Here is a 14140-nt window from a genome sequence, read left to right as displayed (position 1 = left end):
GATGAAAATTCTTCAAATACACAATAAAGTCCCTTTTCCCCCGAAAGACGGAGGCTCAATTGCTGTTTACAATTTAAGCTTAGGATTTGCAGAAGCCGGTTGTCGAGTTGAAATATTATCCTGCAATACAAAGAAGCATTATGTTGATTTGAATTCTGTTAAAAATAAAGTTCATAAAAATATAAATATAAAAACCGTAAATATTAATACGGAAATCAGAATATTAAAAGCATTAAAGAATTTATTCTTCTCAAAGATACCGTATAACGCAGAACGATTTATAAATGAAGACTTTAAAAAAGAACTTAAAAAACTGTTAATAAACAATAAATATGATTTTATTCAAATAGAAGGTTTATATATGATGCCTTATATTGAAACAATAAAAAAACATTCAAAAGCAAAAATTGTATTCAGAGCACATAATATTGAACACGAAATTTGGGAACAAACATTGAAGCAAGAAAAAAGTTTTCTCAAAAAAATATATTTGCAAATTATTGCAAAAAGAATGAAAAAATTTGAATTATCATTCTCAAATAAATACGACATTCTTATTCCTATTACACAGAGAGATGCCGACTATTTCAATAAAACAGGAAACAAAAAAAGTACCATTGTTTGCCCGACGGGTGTTAATGCATCAAAATACAAATCAAAAGAAAAAGATTTTAAAGAAATAGAAATATTCCATATCGGTTCTTTGGATTGGACACCGAACCAAGAAGGATTAATTTGGTTTTTAGAAAATGTTTGGACTGAAATTTCAAAAAAATACAAAAATTTAACATTCTCAATAGCAGGCAGAAATGCTCCGGATTGGTTAGAAAAAACTTTTAAAAATTATAAAAACATAAACTACCTCGGAGAAATTGACAATGCAGTTTCCTTTATGAAAAGTCACGATGTTATGATTGTGCCGTTATTATCCGGCAGTGGTATGAGAATAAAAATAATTGAAGGAATGGCATCAGGCAATATTATATTATCTACAAGTAAAGGAGCAGAAGGTATTAACGGTAAGAACGGAACAGATTTTTTAATTGCAAATACAATTAATGAGTTTAAGCAAACAATAACTGAAATTTACGAAAACAAAATAGATTTAAAAAGTATTTCATTCAATGCACAACAGTTTATTCTGAATAATTTTGATAATTTTGCAATCTCAAAATCATTAATTGAGTTTTATAAAAAGCAATTAAAAAATTAAATTGGAAATTTTCTTTCAAATACTATTTTGGCTTTCCGTTTCTGCTATTCTGCATTCTTATGTATTTTTTCCGTTAATTTTAAAAGTTTTGGTGAAGAATAAAAAAGAACCTTACAATTTTCATTCTTCCGACTCTGACAATTTGCCTACGGTTTCAATTTTAATGTCTTTATATAACGAAGAAGCTGTTATTGAAGAAAAAATTAAATCTGTATTTAGTTCCGAATACCCTTCCGAAAAGTTAGAACTAATAATCGGCTCTGATAATTCTGATGATAATACAAATAACATAGTAGAAAAATATTCCGAAAAACATAAAAATCTGTTTTTTACAATTTTTAAAGAAAGACAAGGAAAACCGAGCATTATTAATCAACTTCAAAAAAAAGCAACAGGAAATATTCTCATTATTACAGATGCAAATGTTATTTTTTCAAAAAATACAATTTTTGAAATGGTAAAATATTACAAAGATAAATCCATAGGTTTAGTTGATTCTCAAATGAGAAATACAAAAGAATCCATTTCAAATACCGGAATATCAATTCCTGAGAGCAACTACATTTCGGGTGAAGTTAAAATTAAGCAAAACGAAAGTATTTTATTCGGTACAATGATGGGACCCTTCGGCGGTTGTTATTCAATAAGAGCCGGTTTATATAAACCTGTTCCCTCAAATTTTTTGGTTGACGATTTTTATATCTGTATGAATATTCTAAAACAAGGCAGGAAAGCCGTTAACTGCAAGCAAGCTGTTGTTTATGAGGATGTTTCCAATGATTTAAAAGAAGAGTTCAGAAGAAAAATAAGAATCTCAACAGGAAACTTCCAAAACCTTATTGCTTACAGAAAATTGCTGTTTTCATCAATGAAAGGACTGTCATTTTGTTTCTTTTCACATAAAGTTTTAAGATGGTTCGGACCTTTTTTTATTCTTTCTGCACTTATCGCAAATATATTTCTGCTGAATTTTAACATATATATTGTCAGCATTTATTTAATTACTATTACTTTCGCAGTTCTTTTTATTGACTTAATTTTAAAAAGACTAAAAATACATCTGCCTGTACTTAGGTATATTACGCATTTTTACTCAATGAATGCAGCATTATTAATCGGCTTTTTAAAATATTTAACAGGAGTAAAAAGCGGCATCTGGCAACCGACAAAAAGAAATCAATTAAATAACTGAAAAACAATACATAATAATGAGCAAAAATATAAAAGAACAACTCAATACAATACCCGAAGCAATCGAAGCAATTAAAAACGGAGAAATAATAATTGTTGTTGATGATGAAGACAGAGAGAATGAAGGCGATTTTATTACTTCTGCCGAATTAATAACACCCGAAAAAGTCAATTTTATGGCAAAATACGGAAGAGGTTTAATTTGTGCAGCAATTCCGGAAACAAAATGCGTAGAATTAGACTTGGAATTAATGATAGGCAAACAGAACAATACATCTTTGCATGAAACACCCTTTACGGTTTCGGTAGATTTAATAGGCGAAGGATGTACAACAGGGATTTCTGCTTCTGACCGTGCAAAAACAATAAAAGCTCTTGTTGCCGATGACACAAAATCGGAAGACCTCGGAAGACCCGGACATATTTTTCCGCTTAAATCTAAAAACATGGGCGTTTTACGACGTGCAGGACACACCGAAGCAACCGTTGACCTCACAAGACTTGCCGGCTTAAAACACGGAGGAGCATTAGTCGAAATTATGAATGATGACGGAACAATGGCTCGTTTACCCGAGTTGTTTAAAGTTGCCGAAAAGCACAATCTCAAAATTGTAACCATAAAAGATCTTATTTCATACAGATTAAAAGAAGAAACTTTAATTGAAAGAGGCGAAAGAGTTAAAATGCCGACAAGTTTCGGAAATTTTGACTTAATTCCTTATAAACAATTATCAAACGGGCTTGAACATTCCGCTCTTATCAAAGGAACATGGAAAAAAGAAGAACCTGTTTTGGTAAGAGTCCATTCATCCTGCGTTACGGGTGATATTTTTGGTTCTCAACGTTGCGATTGCGGCGACCAACTTCATGAATCTATGAAAATGGTTGATAAAGAAGGTAAGGGTTTAATTTTGTATATGGATCAAGAAGGAAGAGGAATAGGATATTTCAATAAAATAAAAACCTACAAATTGCAAGAGCAAGGTTATGATACTGTTGAAGCAAATCACAAACTCGGTTTTGATGATGACGAAAGAGATTACGGCGTAGGTGCTCAAATTTTAAGAGATTTAGGTATCTGCAAAATAAGATTAATGACCAACAATCCCGTAAAACGTGCCGGATTAGAAGGTTACGGATTAGAAATAATAGAAGTTGTTCCTATTGAAATTGAAACCAATAAACATAATAAATTTTATATGGAAACAAAAAAGGCTAAAATGGGACACGATTTAAAGAAAATCTGATATTTTCCGTTTATGAAGAATTACGATGTTGTTATTTTAACTCAAAAAAGTTTCTGCAAACCGATAAACCCGGATTGGTATATAAAACAGGTTCTTCAAGAAGATGAACTTGTAAAAAAAGCACTCAAAAAAAAAGGATTAAAAGTTACAAGAACTTATTGGGATAATCCCGATTTTGACTTTTCTACTGCAAAAATTACACTTTTCAGAACCGTTTGGGATTATTTTCATCGTTTTGAGGAATTCTCAAAATGGTTAGACAATACAAAACACAAAACTACATTTATTAATTCCCCCGAAACAATTCGTTGGAATATTGGCAAACATTATCTTAAATACCTGCACGAAAAAGGTATAAATATTCCGAACACCTACTTTATAAAAAGGTACGATAACAGAACTTTAAAAAACATCTTCAAATATTGCAATTGGAAAGAAGCCGTTTTAAAACCGACAGTTTCAGGAGCAGGCAGACATACTTATAAGTTGACTGCAGAAAATGTAAATTTGCATGAAGAAGTATTCAAAAAATTAATTTTTGAAGAAGATATGATGCTTCAAGAATTTCAATACAATATTTACGAAAAAGGAGAACTTGCTTTTATGATTTTTGACGGAAAATTCAGTCATGCAATTTTAAAAAAAGCTAAGAAAGGAGAATTTAAAGTTCAAGATGATTTCGGAGGTAGTGTTTATGAATACACTGCTTCTTCAAATGAAATCAAATTTGCAGAAGAAGTTGTTTCGGCATGTAATCCTAAACCGATATATGCTCGTGTTGATATTATTTTTGATAATAACAACAAACCGGCAGTAGGTGAGCTTGAAATGATTGAACCCGAATTATGGTTCAGGTTTTATCCGCCTGCTGCTGATTTATTTGCAAATGCAATCTCAAAAATACTGTAAGACCTTAAGCTTTTGCAGTAGGTCCTCCAAAATTCATAGGAATCTTCGGTCCTTTATTTTCTTTAATCACACCGAAAGTATTTTCATATTTTTTCACATTTTCACTTAATGCATTTAATAATCTCTTAGCATTATCCGGTGTCATTATTATTCTTGATTTAACAGGAGTTTTCGGTATTCCGGGCATCATTCTTGCAAAATCAACAATAAATTCTGACGCAGAATGTGATATAACCGCTAAATTTGAATAAGTCCCTTGTGCAATTTCCTCAGATAACTCGATATTTAATCCGCCTTTGTTTTCTGTATTTTCCATTATTTTATTTTTTAAAGAAAAAGCTTAAATCTCCCGACTTAAGCTTTTTATATTATTAAAGTAAGAAGCCTGACGACTCAATATAAACATTTTTAAGCATCTTCATTTATCGAATCTTCTTTCAACTTATCATATTCTTGCTTCGATCCTACAATTAATGAACTATACTCTCTCATTCCTGTACCTGCAGGAATCTTGTGTCCTACAATTACATTCTCTTTTAATCCTAATAAATAATCTGTTTTACCGGAAATAGCAGCCATATTCAGAACCTTTGTTGTTTCTTGGAATGACGCTGCCGACAAGAAGCTTTTGGTTGCCAGGGACGCTTTGGTAATCCCTTGTAATACAGGGCTTGACGTAGCTTGTATTGCATCTCTTGCAACCATTTGAGCCATATCTTTTCTTTTAAGCATCGAATTTTCATTTCCGAGTTTTCTGTTCGAAAGAATCTCTCCTACTTTGTAATTTACAGAGTCACCATGATCTTCAATTACTTTCATTCCGAAAATGTTATCATTCTCATCAATAAAATCCCATTTATCAACAACTTGTTTTTCTCGGAATATTGTATCTCCGGCATCTTCTATTTCAACTTTTTTCATCATTTGACGTACAATTACCTCAAAATGCTTATCATTAATTTTCACACCTTGTAAACGGTAAACCTCTTGAACTTCATTAACAATATGTTCCTGAACTTTTGTTGTTCCTTTTATATCCAAAATATCTTTCGGTGTAATTGCACCGTCTGATAACGGCATACCGGCTTTTACAAAATCGCCTGATTGTACTAAAATTTGTTTTGAAAGAGAAATGTAATATAATTTTTTCTCTCCGGTTTTAGACGTAACAATTACTCCTTTCTTACCTCTTTTTATTTTATCGAAAGAAACAATTCCGTCAATTTCTGATACTGCTGCAGGGTTAGAAGGGTTTCTTGCTTCAACAAGTTCAGTTACTCTCGGAAGACCTCCTGTAATATCACCTGCTTTACCGGCTGCTCTCGGAATTTTTGCAATAATATCACCTTGACCTATTTTATCGCCGTTTTCAACAGATAAATGTGCACCTGCCGGAATATTATATTCTCTTATAACTTCTCCGTCTTTATCCAGAATTACAATTTCCGGGTTTTTTCTTTTATCTTTTGACTCTATAATTACTTTTTCAATATAGTTTGTTTGTTCGTCTTTTTCAATTTTATAAGTAACTCCCTCTTCAAGATTTTTAAAAGCTATTTGACCCGAAAATTCAGAAATAATAAGAGCATTATAAGGATCCCACTCACAAATCAGCATACCTTTTGAAATTTCGCCTTCTTTTACATATAGTCTTGAAGCATAAGGTATTGAATAACTCGTCAACATGGTATCTGTATTCTTATCATGAACTTTCAACTCTGTCATTCTGCTTACAACAATATCATATTTTTTACCGTCTTTTTCAACAGGAACAGTTCTTAAATCTTCAAAATGGGCAATACCGTCATATTTTGCAGTAATACTGTTTTCAGAGGCTGCACCACCGGCAACACCTCCTACGTGGAATGTTCTTAATGTAAGCTGTGTACCCGGTTCTCCGATTGATTGAGCAGCAATAACACCTACTGCCTCGCCTCTTTGAACCATTCGACCGGTTGATAAATTACGACCGTAACATTTTGCACAAACACCTTGTCTGGTTTCACAGGTTAAAACTGATCTGATCTCAACTCTCTCAATAGGAGAATCTTCAATTAGTTTTGCAACATCTTCTGTAATCTCAACACCTGCTTTAATAATTAGGCTGTTATCACTCGGGTGGCAGATATCATGAACTGTAGTTCTTCCTAAAATCCTTTCTCCGAGAGTTACAACAATTTCATCTTTTTTCATAACGGTGCTTGCCATAAGTCCCCTTAATGTATTGCAATCTTCTTCCGTTATTACAACATCTTGAGCAACATCTACAAGTCTTCTGGTTAAATAACCGGCATCTGCAGTTTTAAGAGCCGTATCTGCAAGTCCTTTTCTGGCACCGTGAGTAGAAACAAAATATTCCAAAACTGAAAGTCCTTCTTTAAAGTTAGAAAGAATCGGGTTTTCAATAATTTGCCCGGTTGTTGCACCGGATTTTTGAGGTTTCGCCATCAATCCTCTCATTCCTGAAAGTTGACGAATTTGCTCTCTTGACCCCCTTGCTCCGGAATCAAGCATCATATAAACTGAGTTAAACCCTTCTTTATCCGAACTGATTTCGTTCATCACTTGTTGGGTCAATCTTGCATTCGTATGTGTCCATATATCAATAATTTGGTTATATCTTTCATTATTAGCAATAAATCCCATATTGAAGTTATTCATTACTTCTTCAACTTGTTTATAACCGTCTTCAACCATTTCGCTTTTTACTTTCGGAATAATTACATCATCTAAATTAAATGATAAGCCGCCTTCAAAAGCTGTTTTATAACCAAGACTTTTAATATCATCCAAAAATTTAGCAGTTTTAGCAATACCGCAAGTGCTTAATACATTTCCGATAATTGTTCGTAACGATTTTTTAGTTAAAACTTCATTAATATAACCTACTTCTTCCGGAACTAATTTATTAAAAATTACACGACCTACAGTTGTTTCAATTAATTCATCGTTTACCAATACATTAATAACAGAATGCATATCAACTGCTTTTTCATTATATGCAATTATTACTTCTTCTGCTGAATAGAAAGTTAAACCTTCACCTTTTACGGTATGAATTTTTGAATTTTTCTTAGCTTTTGTAATATAATACAACCCTAAAACCATGTCTTGCGAAGGAACTGTAATTGGTGCTCCGTTTGCGGGATTTAATATATTATGAGATGCTAACATTAACATTTGAGCCTCTATAACAGCATCATTTCCTAAGGGTAAATGAACGGCCATTTGATCACCGTCAAAGTCGGCATTAAAAGCAGTACAAACCAATGGGTGTAATTGTATTGCTTTTCCTTCAATTAGTTTTGGCTGAAATGCCTGAATCCCAAGTTTATGAAGAGTAGGAGCACGATTCAGCAAAATAGGATGTCCTTTTAATACATTTTCAAGAATATCCCAAACAACTGCATCTCTTCTGTCAACAATTTTCTTTGCAGATTTAACCGTTTTTACAATTCCTCTTTCAATGAGTTTTCTTATGATAAAAGGCTTATAAAGTTCAGCAGCCATTTCTTTCGGCAAACCGCATTCGTGAAGTTTTAACTCAGGACCTACAACAATAACCGAACGTGCAGAATAATCAACACGCTTACCCAGTAAATTTTGACGAAAACGACCTTGTTTACCTTTTAAGCTGTCACTTAACGACTTTAAAGGTCTGTTTGCATCAGTTTTAACAGCACTTGATTTTCTTGAATTGTCAAATAATGAATCAACGGCTTCCTGTAGCATTCTTTTCTCATTTCTGAGAATAACTTCCGGTGCTTTTATTTCTATTAATCTTTTAAGTCTGTTATTTCTGATAATAACCCTTCTGTATAAATCATTTAAATCTGAAGTTGCAAAACGTCCTCCGTCTAAAGGTACTAATGGTCTTAATTCAGGCGGAATTACCGGCAAAACTTTAACTATAAGCCATTCGGGTTTATTAACATTTTTTGAGGCTTGAAAAGCATTTACAACTCTTAATCTTTTTAGTGCTTGACTTTTTCTTTGTTGAGAAGTTTCGTTATTTGCTTTATCTTTTAAGTCAATAGCCAGTTCATCTAAGTTAATTCTGTTGAGTAATAATTCAACAGCTCCGGCACCCATTTTTGCAATAAATTTATTCGGATCGTTATCTTCAAGCATATTGTTATCGCTCGGCAAAGAATCCAGAATATCCATATATTCTTCTTCCGAAAGAAAATCAAGCTCATTAATGCCGTCTTCTTTTTTAACACCGGGTTGAATTACAACATATTTTTCGTAATAAATAATTGTATTTAGTTTTTTAGTAGGGATTCCTAATAAATAACCTAATTTATTCGGTAAAGACCTAAAATACCAAAGATGGACAACCGGAACAACAAGAGCAATATGCCCTACCCTGTCTCGTCTTACTTTTTTCTCGGTAACTTCAACACCACATCTGTCACAAACAATTCCTTTGTATCGAATTCTTTTGTATTTGCCGCAATGACATTCATAATCCTTTACAGGTCCGAATATTCTTTCGCAGAATAATCCGTCTCTTTCGGGTTTATATGTTCTATAGTTTATTGTTTCCGGTTTTAAAACTTCGCCGCTTGAGCGTTCTAAAATTTCTTCCGGAGAAGATAAACTTATTACAACTTTTGAAAATTCTTTTGTAGCTTTTGTTTTTTGTCTGAAAGCCATATTATAATATTAAAAACTGTTATACTAGAAAACTTTTATAATCTGAATATTAAACATTTAGATTTTATTCTAAACTAATGCGTAAGCCCAAACCTCTTAATTCATGTAAAATGACTTTAAAAGATTCCGGTGTTCCCGGTTTCGGCAACGGTTTTCCTTTCACTATTGCTTCATAAGCTTTTGCTCTTCCCACAACATCATCTGACTTAATTGTCAGCATCTCTTGGAGGATATTAGACGCACCGAATGCTTCAAGTGCCCACACCTCCATTTCTCCGAATCTCTGACCGCCGAACTGAGCTTTACCTCCTAAAGGTTGTTGTGTTATTAAAGAGTATGGTCCGATAGAACGAGCATGCATTTTATCATCTACCATATGCCCTAATTTTAACATATAAATAACTCCTACTGTTGCAGGCTGGTGGAATTTCATTCCTGTGCCGCCATCGTATAGATATGTTTTACCATATCTCGGGATACCGGCTTTATCAGTATATTCATTGATATCTTCAAGAGTTGCTCCGTCAAAAATAGGAGTAAAAAACTTAACGCCTAATTTTAAGCCTGCCCAACCCAGAACTGTTTCATAAATTTGTCCCAAATTCATCCTTGACGGTACACCAAGCGGATTAAGAACAATATCAACAGTAGTTCCGTCTTCGAGGAAAGGCATATCTTCATCTTTTACAATTCTTGCTACAATTCCTTTATTCCCGTGACGTCCCGCCATTTTATCTCCAACCTTTATCTTTCTTTTTTTGGCAATATAAACTTTTGCTAATTGTACAATACCTATAGGTAATTCATCCCCTACTGAAATGCTGTATTTCTTTCTTTTATATTTACCTTGTATTTCTTTATTCCTTGTTGCGTAGTTATGAAGTAAACGCTCAATCAACTTATTTGTCTTTTCTTCGGTAGTCCAGTTATTAGGATTAACCGACATAAAATCAATTTCTTTTAATTTCTTCAATGCAAACTTTTTACCTTTAGGAATAAGCTCAACATTAATAAAATCAAATACACCTTGCGATGTTTTACCGTTAACCAATATAAATAATTTATCAATTAATTTTTCGGTTAAAATAATAAGTTCTCTTTCCAGTTCTGCATCAATTTTATCAAGTAATGGTTTATCGGCATTTCTCATTTTTCTGTTCTTCATAGAACGAGAAAATAATTTTTTATTAATAATAACACCTTTTAATGAAGGGGATGCTTTTAAAGATGCATCTTTAACATCTCCTGCTTTATCTCCGAAAATTGCTCTCAATAATTTTTCTTCCGGTGAAGGGTCAGACTCTCCTTTCGGTGTAATTTTTCCTATTAAAATATCACCGGGGTTAACATGAGCACCTATTCTGATCATACCGTTTTCGTCAAGTTGTCTCGTTGCTTCTTCACTGACATTCGGAATATCCGGAGTTAATTCTTCTGCTCCTCTTTTAGTGTCACGAACTTGCAAAACATGTTCTTCAACGTGTATTGAGGTAAATATATCTTCACGAACTACTCTTTCAGAAATTACGATTGCATCCTCAAAGTTATAACCTTTCCAAGGCATAAAAGCAACTTTCAAGTTTTTGCCGAGGGCTAATTCTGCATTATCTGTTGAATATCCATCGGTTAAAATTTGTCCGTTTGTTACTTTATCTCCTTTTTTTACAATGGGGATAAGATTAACTGTTGTATTTTGATTAGTTTTTCTGAACTTAGGAAGTTTATATCTTTTTGTATCATCATCAAAACTTACAAATTTTTCATCATCAGATCTTGAATACCTTATAACTATCTCGTCAGCATCAACATATTCAACAACACCATCACCTTCTGCAAAGATGTGAATTCTTCCGTCTCTGATTACAACAGGTTCAATTCCTGTACCTACAATAGGAGAGTCACAAGTTATTAAAGGAACCGCCTGACGCATCATATTTGATCCCATCAACGCACGGTTTGCATCGTTATGTTCTAAGAAAGGAATTAAAGATGCTGCAATAGATGCTATTTGATTAGGTGCAACATCCATATAATCTAATTTTTCCTTTTCAATATATGGGAAATCACCATGTGAACGAGCTCTTACTCTTTCAGTTAATAATTGTCCGTCTTTATCTATTTCAGAATTTGCTTGTCCTATTATTTTATTATCTTCTTCTTCTGCACTTAAATAAATAACACCTTTATCAGTAATGTCAAGTTTTCCTGTTTCAACTTTTCTGTACGGTGTTTCAATAAAACCTAAATCATTTATTTTTGCATACACACATAAAGAAGAAATCAAACCGATATTCGGTCCTTCCGGTGTTTCAATCGGACATAATCTTCCGTAATGAGTATAATGAACATCTCTTACCTCAAATCCTGCTCTTTCACGCGACAAACCGCCGGGTCCGAGAGCAGACATTCTTCTTTTATGGGTCATCTCCGCTAAAGGATTTGTTTGATCCATAAATTGAGACAGTTGGTTTGTTCCGAAGAATGAATTTATTACTGAGGACAGTGTTTTTGCATTTATCAAGTCAACAGGTGTAAATACCTCATTGTCACGAACATTCATTCTTTCTCTGATAGTTCTTGCCATACGAGCAAGCCCTACACCAAATTGATTTCCTAATTGTTCACCAACAGTTCTTACACGTCTGTTACTTAAATGGTCAATATCATCAACATCTATTTTAGAATTAATCAATTCAATTAAATATTTGATAATAGCAACAATATCTTCTTTTGTTAATACTCGGGTTTCTTGCGGTATGTTAAGATTAAGTTTTTTGTTCATCTTATATCTTCCCACATCACCAAGGTCATATCTTTTATCAGAAAAGAACAGATTATCAATTACTTCACGAGCTGTTGATTCATCCGGGGGCTCAGCACTCCTTAATTGTCTGTAAATATATAAAACAGCTTCTTTTTCAGAGTTACAGGGGTCTTTTTGTAATGTGCTGTAAATCAGTGCGTAGTCAATTGGACTTTTAGATTCTCTGTGAAGTAAAACGGTTTTAACACCGGAATCAAGAATCTGAGCAACATGTTCTTCTTCTATAACAGTTTCTCTGTCAATTATAACTTCATTTCTTTCAATAGAAACAACTTCTCCGGTATCTTCATCTACAAAATCTTCAATCCATGATTTTAATACTCTGGCTGCTAACTTAGTTCCGACAGCAGCTTTCATTGAAGTTTTAGTTACTTTTATTTCATCTGCTAAATCGAATATTTCGAGAATTTCTTTATCGCTTTCATATCCGATTGCTCTTAAAAGAGTTGTAACAGGTAATTTCTTTTTTCTGTCAATGTATGCAAACATTACATTGTTAATATCCGTTGCAAATTCAATCCATGAACCTTTAAACGGAATAATTCTGGCTGAGTATAATTTAGTTCCGTTTGCATGCAAACTCTGACTAAAAAACACACCGGGAGATCTGTGCAGTTGAGAAACGATAGCTCGTTCTGCACCATTAATAATAAATGTTCCTTTTGGTGTCATATAAGGAACTTGATCCAAATAAACATCTTGAATAACAGTATCAAAATCTTCATGCTCAGGATCGGTACAATAGAGTTTTAATTTTGCTCTAAAAGGTAAACTATATGATAAACCTCTTGCAAGACATTCATCTATTGAATATTTAGGAGGGTCTAAGCTATAATCTAAAAATTCAAGAACAAAATTATTTCTTGTGTCCGTAATCGGAAAGTTTTCAGAAAAGACTTTATATAATCCTTCTGATTTTCTCTCTTCATATGTTGAATTAAGTTGATAGAATTCCTGAAATGTTTTTAATTGAATCTCAAGAAAATCCGGGTAATTTAATTTTGCACCTGTTGATGCAAAATTTATTCTTTTAGTTGGAGTAGTCATCAGAAATATTGATTTTATAATTATTTATAAATTACAACAAAAGGTTTAGAGTTAAATTTCTTTAACTCTAAACCCTACTTAACCGAAAATAAATAGTTATTTCAGTTCTATTTCAGCGCCTTCTCCTTCTAATTCAGTCTTTAAAGCTTCGGCTTCTTCTTTTGAAACTCCTTCTTTAATTGTTGAAGGTGCACTATCTACGATATCTTTAGCTTCTTTTAAACCTACACTTGTTAATTCCTTAACTTTCTTAACTACTTTAAGTTTAGCTGAACCTGCTGCTTTTAAAATTACATCAAATTCAGTTTTTTCAGCAGCGGCATCACCACCACCGGCAGCAGCTGCAGCAACTGCAACAGGTGCAGCTGCGGGTTCAATTCCGTATTCGTCTTTAAGAATATCTGCTAATTCTTTAACTTCTTTTACTGTTAAGCTAACTAATTGCTCTGCAAAATCTTTAATATTTGCCATTTTATTCAATTTTATTAGTTTAATTTACTTAATTATTTATTCTTTTTCTTCAAGAGTTTTTAATATACCTGTAAGAGTATTTCCTCCTGATTGCAATGCTGAGAGCACATTTACGGCAGGTGCTTGTAATAAGCCGATAACATCAGCAATAAGCTCTTCTTTCGATTTAATAGAAGCTAATACATCTATTTGATCGTCTCCAAAATAGAAACCTTCTTCAACATAAGCACCTTTTAATAAGGGTTTATCCAGATTAAATTTCTTTTTAAAGTCTTTTATGAGCTTAGCCGGTTTATTTCCCACTTCAGAAAACATAATTGAAGTGGGACCCGCAAGTGCCTCAAACAATTCTGATAAGTCTTTATCAGACTTTTCAATCGCTTTTTTTAATAAGGTATTTTTAGCGATAACTAACTCGATTTCATTTTTATAACACTCCTTTCTTAATTTAACAGTATCTCCTGCATTTAATCCTAAAGAATTAGTTACATAGATATGCGAAGCATTATTAATTTTATCGGTTAATATACCAATTACCTGATTTTTTTCTTCACGTGTCATAATCAGATTATTTGAAAA

The 14140-nt window shown here is 32.9% G+C and carries 9 protein-coding genes; 4 read left to right on the top strand and 5 right to left on the bottom strand.

Going from position 1 to position 14140, the window contains the following annotated elements; all coding sequences use genetic code 11:
- Position 1 precedes the first annotated feature (1 nt).
- The 4 genes from L3J35_00545 to L3J35_00530 all read left to right on the top strand — a co-directional run bounded on the left by L3J35_00545 (position 2) and on the right by L3J35_00530 (position 4560).
- Positions 2-1213, top strand: coding sequence for a glycosyltransferase family 4 protein (locus tag L3J35_00545; protein ID MCF6364668.1), 1212 nt, complete (start codon positions 2-4; stop codon positions 1211-1213).
- Positions 1214-1304: 91 nt separating this feature from the next.
- Entirely contained in the window at positions 1305-2405 is a 1101-nt protein-coding gene (locus L3J35_00540) for a glycosyltransferase (GenBank protein ID MCF6364667.1), read from the top strand.
- A gap of 28 nt (positions 2406-2433) precedes the next feature.
- Positions 2434-3651: a bifunctional 3,4-dihydroxy-2-butanone-4-phosphate synthase/GTP cyclohydrolase II gene (locus L3J35_00535; GenBank protein MCF6364666.1), complete on the top strand. Its 1218-nt coding sequence runs from the start codon at positions 2434-2436 to the stop codon at positions 3649-3651.
- A gap of 12 nt (positions 3652-3663) precedes the next feature.
- Complete coding sequence (locus L3J35_00530) at positions 3664-4560, top strand: hypothetical protein (GenBank protein ID MCF6364665.1); 897 nt, start codon at positions 3664-3666, stop codon at positions 4558-4560.
- 4 nt (positions 4561-4564) lie between these two features.
- On the opposite strand, the gene L3J35_00525 is transcribed toward L3J35_00530, so the two are convergent.
- From L3J35_00525 to rplJ, 5 genes are all read right to left on the bottom strand, one after another.
- Complete coding sequence (locus L3J35_00525; GenBank protein ID MCF6364664.1) at positions 4565-4876, bottom strand: DUF3467 domain-containing protein; 312 nt, start codon at positions 4874-4876, stop codon at positions 4565-4567.
- Between the two features lie 92 nt (positions 4877-4968).
- Positions 4969-9219 (bottom strand): DNA-directed RNA polymerase subunit beta', encoded by a 4251-nt coding sequence (gene rpoC, locus L3J35_00520; GenBank protein ID MCF6364663.1) that lies wholly within the window; start codon positions 9217-9219, stop codon positions 4969-4971.
- A 64-nt stretch (positions 9220-9283) separates the two neighbouring features.
- Positions 9284-13090 carry a DNA-directed RNA polymerase subunit beta gene (rpoB, locus tag L3J35_00515; protein ID MCF6364662.1) on the bottom strand — a complete coding sequence of 1269 codons (3807 nt, stop codon included), beginning with the start codon at positions 13088-13090 and terminating at the stop codon, positions 9284-9286.
- 96 nt (positions 13091-13186) lie between these two features.
- A complete protein-coding gene (gene rplL, locus L3J35_00510; protein MCF6364661.1) occupies positions 13187-13561 on the bottom strand; it encodes a 50S ribosomal protein L7/L12 in 375 nt (124 codons plus the stop codon).
- 36 nt (positions 13562-13597) lie between these two features.
- Positions 13598-14122, bottom strand: a complete 525-nt coding sequence (gene rplJ, locus L3J35_00505; protein MCF6364660.1) for a 50S ribosomal protein L10 — start codon at positions 14120-14122, stop codon at positions 13598-13600.
- Positions 14123-14140: the final 18 nt, after the last annotated feature.

The sequence above is a fragment of the Bacteroidales bacterium genome (genome assembly GCA_021648725.1).
Taxonomy (GTDB): Bacteria; Bacteroidota; Bacteroidia; order Bacteroidales; family JAADGE01; genus JAADGE01.
Note: the sequence above shows the minus strand (reverse complement) of the source record. Positions and strands in the feature narration are given on the sequence as shown.